The organism is Silvimonas sp. JCM 19000, from assembly GCF_054652575.1.
Genome location: NZ_BAAIHC010000022.1, coordinates 65,210 through 71,564, shown reverse-complemented (window position 1 = coordinate 71,564; position 6,355 = coordinate 65,210). Strand labels below are relative to the sequence as shown.

General features: G+C 60.3%; 6 protein-coding genes. All 6 read left to right on the top strand.

The annotated features are described in order from the left end of the window. The first annotated feature begins 153 nt into the window (after window positions 1–153). The 6 genes from ACYQ1A_RS17355 (at window position 154) to ccoP (ending at window position 6,238) form a co-directional block, all read left to right on the top strand. On the top strand, window positions 154–2,634 hold the full coding sequence (locus tag ACYQ1A_RS17355; protein ID WP_499363921.1) for a heavy metal translocating P-type ATPase: 2,481 nt from the start codon (window positions 154–156) through the stop codon (window positions 2,632–2,634). Then, window positions 2,634–2,828: a cbb3-type cytochrome oxidase assembly protein CcoS gene (gene ccoS / locus ACYQ1A_RS17350; protein WP_499363920.1), complete on the top strand. Its 195-nt coding sequence runs from the start codon at window positions 2,634–2,636 to the stop codon at window positions 2,826–2,828. Before ACYQ1A_RS17355 ends, ccoS begins: the two co-directional genes overlap by 1 nt. A gap of 230 nt (window positions 2,829–3,058) precedes the next feature. Beyond that, window positions 3,059–4,480 carry a cytochrome-c oxidase, cbb3-type subunit I gene (ccoN, locus tag ACYQ1A_RS17345; RefSeq protein ID WP_499363918.1) on the top strand — a complete coding sequence of 474 codons (1,422 nt, stop codon included), beginning with the start codon at window positions 3,059–3,061 and terminating at the stop codon, window positions 4,478–4,480. A gap of 22 nt (window positions 4,481–4,502) precedes the next feature. Beyond that, the gene (ccoO, locus tag ACYQ1A_RS17340; protein WP_499363916.1) at window positions 4,503–5,117 is read left to right on the top strand and encodes a cytochrome-c oxidase, cbb3-type subunit II; all 615 of its coding nucleotides are present in this window, start codon (window positions 4,503–4,505) and stop codon (window positions 5,115–5,117) included. Between the two features lie 5 nt (window positions 5,118–5,122). Continuing rightward, a complete protein-coding gene (locus ACYQ1A_RS17335; RefSeq protein ID WP_083458657.1) occupies window positions 5,123–5,287 on the top strand; it encodes a cbb3-type cytochrome oxidase subunit 3 in 165 nt (54 codons plus the stop codon). 24 nt (window positions 5,288–5,311) lie between these two features. Continuing rightward, a complete protein-coding gene (gene ccoP, locus ACYQ1A_RS17330) occupies window positions 5,312–6,238 on the top strand; it encodes a cytochrome-c oxidase, cbb3-type subunit III (RefSeq protein ID WP_499363915.1) in 927 nt (308 codons plus the stop codon). Window positions 6,239–6,355 lie beyond the last annotated feature (117 nt).

The following is a 6,355-nucleotide window of genomic DNA, read 5'->3' as shown; positions in this document are numbered from 1 at the left end:
GTTACTTTTCTTTGGCGAAGCAAAGAAAAGTAACGTGCTCCCGGGCACCCCCGGGTGTCTAAAATGCGCCGCAGGCAAGGCGTTTAAGGTTTGTTCGGCACTTGCCGAACATCAAAACATGCGCCGCAGGCCTGGCGGCCAGGGTTCAAAGCTGTGACCGCAACAACCACCATCCAGACATCGCCCGCCCCCACCTCCGCCGAGGCCGCCTGCTTCCACTGCAATGAACCCGTCCCCCCCAACCTCAACCTGACCATCCGCTATCGCGAAACCCATCAGCCCGCCTGCTGCGCTGGCTGCCAGGCCGTCGCGCAAAGCATCATCGACGCCGGTCTCGGCGACTACTACGAACAACGCGAACGCCCCGCCGACCGCGCCGCGCCCTTGCCCGATGAACTGCTCGCCCGCCTGCGCCTGTACGATGACCCCGCCCTGCAACAGGGTTTCGTTTCCAACGCGGGTACTGACGAACGCGAAGCCGCACTCCTGATCGAGGGCATCACCTGTTCCGCCTGTATCTGGTTAAACGAACGCCAGATCGGCAAGGTACCCGGCGTACTGGGCGTGTCCATCAACTACACCACCCACCGCGCCCGCGTGCGCTGGGACGAACGCACCACCCGGCTCTCCAGCATCCTGCAGGCCATTTCCGCCATCGGTTATCGCGCCCAGCCCTATGACCGGGCCCGGCAAGAAGCCGCCAGTGAAAAATCGCGCAAGACCGCCTTGTTACGGCTGTGGGTGGCCGGGCTGTCGATGATGCAGGTGATGATGTTCACCGTGCCGGTCTATCTATCGGATTCGGGCGACATTGCACCGCAATGGATGAGCTTGCTCAACTGGGCCACGTTTTTGATGACCTTGCCCGTCGCCACCTGGGCGAGCTGGCCATTTTACGTATCCAGCTGGCGCGATCTGAAGCGCGGCCGGGCCGGCATGGATTTACCGGTCAGCATCGGCGTGCTGTCCGCCTTCGCCGCCAGCACGCTGAGCCTGCTGCACGGCCAGCGCGAGGTTTATTTCGATTCAGTATCGATGTTTGTGTTCTTGCTGCTCTCGGGCCGCTACCTGGAAGAACGCGCACGCCGGCGGGCAGGGGCTGCTCTGGAACAACTGGCCGGTTTGCTTCCTGCATTCGCCCACCGGGTATTGCCCGATCAAACCACCGAAGAAGTCGCCGTCATCCATCTGCAAATGGGCGATACCGTGCTGGTCAAGCCTGGCGAAACCATCCCGGTCGATGGCGAAATCCTGTCCGGCGCAAGCGAAGTGGATGAGGCCCTGCTCACCGGGGAAAGCCAGCCGCTGGCCAAGCACCTCGGCGACAGCGTGACAGCGGGCACGGTCAACCATGGTTCGCCCTTGCAGATCAGCGCCAGCCGCGTCGGCCAGAGCACACGCTTGTCCGGCATTGTGCGTTTGCTGGACCGCGCGCTAGCCGAGAAACCGCGTGCCGCCCTGCTGGCAGATCGGATAGCGGGTGTGTTCGTCGCCGCCTTGTTGCTGGTAGCGGCAGGCACCTGGTGGTACTGGCATGGACACAACCCCGCACATGCCCTGCCCATTACCATTGCCGTTTTGGTCATTTCTTGTCCGTGCGCGCTGTCATTGGCCACCCCGGCGGCGCTGACCGCTGCCACCGGCCAGCTGGCACGCCGCGGCATGTTGATTGCACGCGGGCACACGCTGGATGCGCTGGCCAATATCACCGACGTGGTCTTCGACAAGACCGGCACGCTGACGCATGGGCAACCGCAACGCGTACAACAGCACAGCTGGCACGGCGATGCCACAAAACTGTTGCAGGTGGCGGCCGCGCTCGAGGCACATTCCAGCCACCCGCTGGCGCACGCCTTTGCCGACCTGGATGCCGCTGCGGCGCTGACCGCGCAGGACGTCGTCTATCATGCGGGTGGAGGCCTGACGGGCGTGGTCGACGGCCTGACGTGGGCCCTGGGGCACGCCGATTTCGTAGCGCAGAATAGTGGTCTTGAATTGCCTGCAGACGCCCCGGTCGTGGTCGGCACCCCGGTGTGGTTAGCCGGCCCAGGCGGCATCGCCCGCTTTGATCTGGCCGATACCGCGCGCGCCGATGCCGCCAGCACGGTCGCTGCGCTGCAGCAAGCCGGGCTGAGCACGCATCTGTTGAGCGGCGATCATCCCGCCCCGGTGCAAGCGCTGGCGCAGCAACTTGGTATCGCGCATGCCCAGGCGCAGGCCTCGCCGGAAGGCAAGCTGGCCGCCATCCGCCAGCTGCAAAGCCAGGGCAAGCGCGTGCTGATGGTGGGCGATGGTGTCAACGATGCGCCGGTACTGGCGTTATCTGATGCGTCCATCGTGATGGGCAGCGGCGTCGATGTGGCGCAAACGGTTGGCGATGCCGTGTTGTATGACTGCCAGCTAGCGCATATCCCGTATGCAATCAGGCTGGCACGCCAGACGCGCACGGTGATCCGGCAAAACCTGTGGTGGGCGCTGGCCTACAACCTGGTGGCGCTGCCGCTGGCGATGGCCGGATATGTTACGCCGTGGCTAGCCAGCCTTGGCATGGCCTGCAGCTCTTTGCTGGTGGTGGGTAACGCATTGCGGTTGGCGGGCAGCCGCCATAACGGGCGCAAGCCCGGAGTGAAGTAATGGAAAGTTTGTATATCCTGATTCCGCTGTCGGTGGTGCTGGTGTTTCTGATCGGCCTGATCTTCTGGTGGTGCATGCGCAGCGGACAGTTTGATGATCTGGAAGGCCCGGCCCATCGCATTTTGCAAGACGACGACTCGGCCGCTGCGGCGCCGCAGCAAATTGAGGCGGGCAAGCAAAAAACAACTGACTGAACATAGGATGGCGCGCTAAAATACCCGCCGACCACCTGTACGGTTTGATCTAGATCAATGCCGCACCCCTGCCAGCACGGCACATTGCCGGCCAGCCCAAAACAAAATATATGCATCACTTCATGCCTGAGCAATCAGTCAGGACTTGTCCCGGCGGGCCCGGGGCATGTTTCTGCAAGGCAGTTTTAGCCAGTTTTATTTAGCCGTTTGGAGTACTTTCGGAGCGTTTTATGGATAACCAAACCACATACAACTATAAAGTGGTGCGGCAATTTGCCATCATGACCGTCGTGTGGGGTATCGTCGGCATGCTGGTAGGTGTCGTCATTGCTTCCCAGCTATCGTGGCCAGAATTGAATTTCGGCCCGTATTTTCACTTCGGTCGTTTGCGCGCATTGCACACCAGCGCGGTCATTTTCGCCTTTGGCGGCAGTGGCCTGATGGCAACATCGTTCTACGTGGTACAGCGCACCTGTAACACGCGGCTGTTCAGCGACAAGTTGGCCGCCTTCGTGTTCTGGGGCTGGCAAGTCGTTATCCTCTCCGTGATCGTGACCTACCCGCTCGGTATTACCTTTAACAAGGAATACGCCGAGATGGAATGGCCGATCAAGATCCTGGTCGCCATCGTCTGGATTGCCTACGCCATTGTGTTCTTTGGCACGATTGCCAAGCGCAAGGTCAAGCATATCTATGTGGCTAACTGGTTCTACGGTGCCTTCATTCTGGCCGTGACCCTGCTGCACGTGGTTAACTCCGCGTTCGTGCCGGTCAGCATGTGGAAGTCGTATTCGGTGTACGCCGGTGCCGTCGATGCGATGGTGCAATGGTGGTACGGCCATAACGCGGTGGGTTTCTTCCTGACCGCAGGCTTCCTCGGCATGATGTATTACTTTGTGCCCAAGCAAGCCGGTCGCCCGATCTACTCGTATCGTCTGTCGGTGGTCCACTTCTGGGCGCTGATCTTTACCTATATGTGGGCTGGCCCGCACCATCTGCACTACACCGCCCTGCCTGACTGGACCCAGTCGCTGGGTATGGTGTTCTCGCTGATTCTGCTGGCGCCAAGCTGGGGCGGCATGATCAACGGCATCATGACCCTGTCGGGCGCGTGGCATAAGCTGCGGACCGATCCGGTGCTCAAGTTCCTGATCACTGCGCTGTCGTTCTACGGCATGTCGACCTTCGAAGGCCCGATGATGGCCATCAAGACCGTCAACGCGCTGTCGCATTACACCGACTGGACCGTGGGCCACGTGCACTCGGGCGCGCTGGGCTGGGTGGCCATGATCACCATCGGTTCGATCTACTATCTGATTCCGCGCCTGTTTGGCCGTGAACAGATGTGGTCGATCCGCCTGATCGAAACCCACTTCTGGATCGCAACGCTGGGCGTGGTGCTGTACATCGCTTCGATGTGGATTGCCGGTGTGACCGAAGGCCTGATGTGGCGCGCGGTCAACCCGGATGGCACGCTGACCTACGCGTTCATCGATGCGGTCAAGGCAACCCACCCGTACTACGTGATCCGTTTCCTTGGTGGCTTGATGTTCCTCTCCGGCATGGTGCTGATGTTGTACAACGTGATTCGCACCGCATCTGCTGGCCGTCCGGTAGACGCTGCAATCCCGGCCGTCCACGCTCACGCCTGATGCTCAAGAGAGAACAACAAAAATGAACAAGATTCAGAAGTTAATCGAAGAGAATGTGTTCTGGCTCATCGTACTGACGCTGTTGGTGATCGGTGTGGCGATGATGGTAGAAATTCTGCCACTGGCGTTCTCGAAGTCCGTGACGCAGCCGATCGCGGGCGTCAAGCCCTATACCGCGCTGCAACTGGCCGGCCGTGACATTTATCTGCGCGAAGGCTGCTACAACTGCCACTCGCAAATGATTCGTCCGTTCCGCGCCGAAACCGAGCGTTATGGCCACTACTCGGTGGGCGGTGAGTCGGTTTATGACCACCCCTTCCTGTGGGGCTCCAAGCGGACGGGCCCTGATCTGGCCCGTGTGGGCGGTCGTTACTCGGACGAGTGGCATCGTGCCCACTTGAACAACCCGCGTGACGTGGTGCCTGAGTCGATCATGCCGGCCTTCCCGTGGTTGGCCGCCAACAAGGTTGACGCAGAAAGCCTGCCGGCCAAGATGCGCGCGCTGCGTCGTGTCGGCGTGCCGTACACCGACGCAGAAATCGCAACGGCGACCAAAGATGCGGAAGGCAAGACCGAGAGTGAAGCGGTCATCGCCTATCTGCAAAGCCTGGGTCTGGCACTGAAAAACAAGAGGTAATCAGAATGGAATGGCAGGATTTCTTGCGTATTGGCGTCACGGTGCTGGGCTTTTTGTGCTTTGTGGCGATCATCATGTGGGCCTTCAGTAAAGGCACCAAGCCAGAAATGGACGAAGCTGCCCAGGCCGTGTTGCTGGACGACGACCTGCCCCACGCTGAGCATCAATAAGCCGTTTACCGCGCGGAGCCTTAAATGAGTGATTTTTATAGTAGTTTCTGGGGCGTTTACATCACCGTAATCGTCGTGGTCTCCCTGGTCGGGTTGGCCTACCTGGTCAAGAGCCAGGCCGTGGTTAAAGTACCCAAGGGCGAGAAGGTCAAGACGCTCGATCACGTCTGGGACGGCGATCTGCAGGAATACAACAATCCGCTGCCGAGCTGGTGGATTGGCCTGTTCGTCATGACCATCGTGTTTGCCGTGGCCTATCTGGCGCTGTACCCCGGTCTGGTGCTCACTGGCAACCTGAAGCACTGGAGCGCCAGCAGCCAGTTGGGTGAAGAAGTCGCCAAGGCAGATGCCAAGTACAGCCCGCTGTACGACAAGTATCTGAAGATGCCGGTCGAAGCCGTTGCGCAAGACAAAGACGCGCGTGACATGGGCAAGCGCCTGTTCCTGACCTACTGCCTGCAGTGTCACGGTGCAGATGCGCGCGGCGCCAAGGGCTTTCCTAACCTGGTGCACCACGACTGGATGTATGGCGGCACGCCGGATCGTATCGTGCAGACCATCTCCAATGGTCGCCATGGTCAGATGCCTGCTTTCGGCGCTGCGTTTGGTGAAGAAAAAGTGCGCGATGTGGCCAACTATGTGCTCAAGATTTCGGGCAACAAGTTTGATGCTGACCGTGCTGGCCGTGGCGAATCGACCTTCAAGCAAGTCTGTGCTGCCTGTCATGGCCCCGAAGGCCACGGCAACACCGACATCGGCTCGCCTAACCTGACCCACCCGAGCGGTGTGTGGCTGTACGGCAAGAACGAAGCCACCATTATCGAGACCGTCACCAACGGCCGCAGCAACGTGATGCCGGCGTGGAAAGATTTCCTTGGCGATGCCAAGGTGCACGTGCTGGCCGGCTATGTTTACAGCCTGTCGCACAACGCAGAGCAGAACGCGCAATAACCTTGCCTGCTGCCAGCTAGCAATCGCATGACACTCAACGGGCAGAGGCAACTCTGCCCGTTTGCTATTCCAGACGCGCCCACCGCGCTTATGCGGCGTCGACGTGTCGTTGCATGG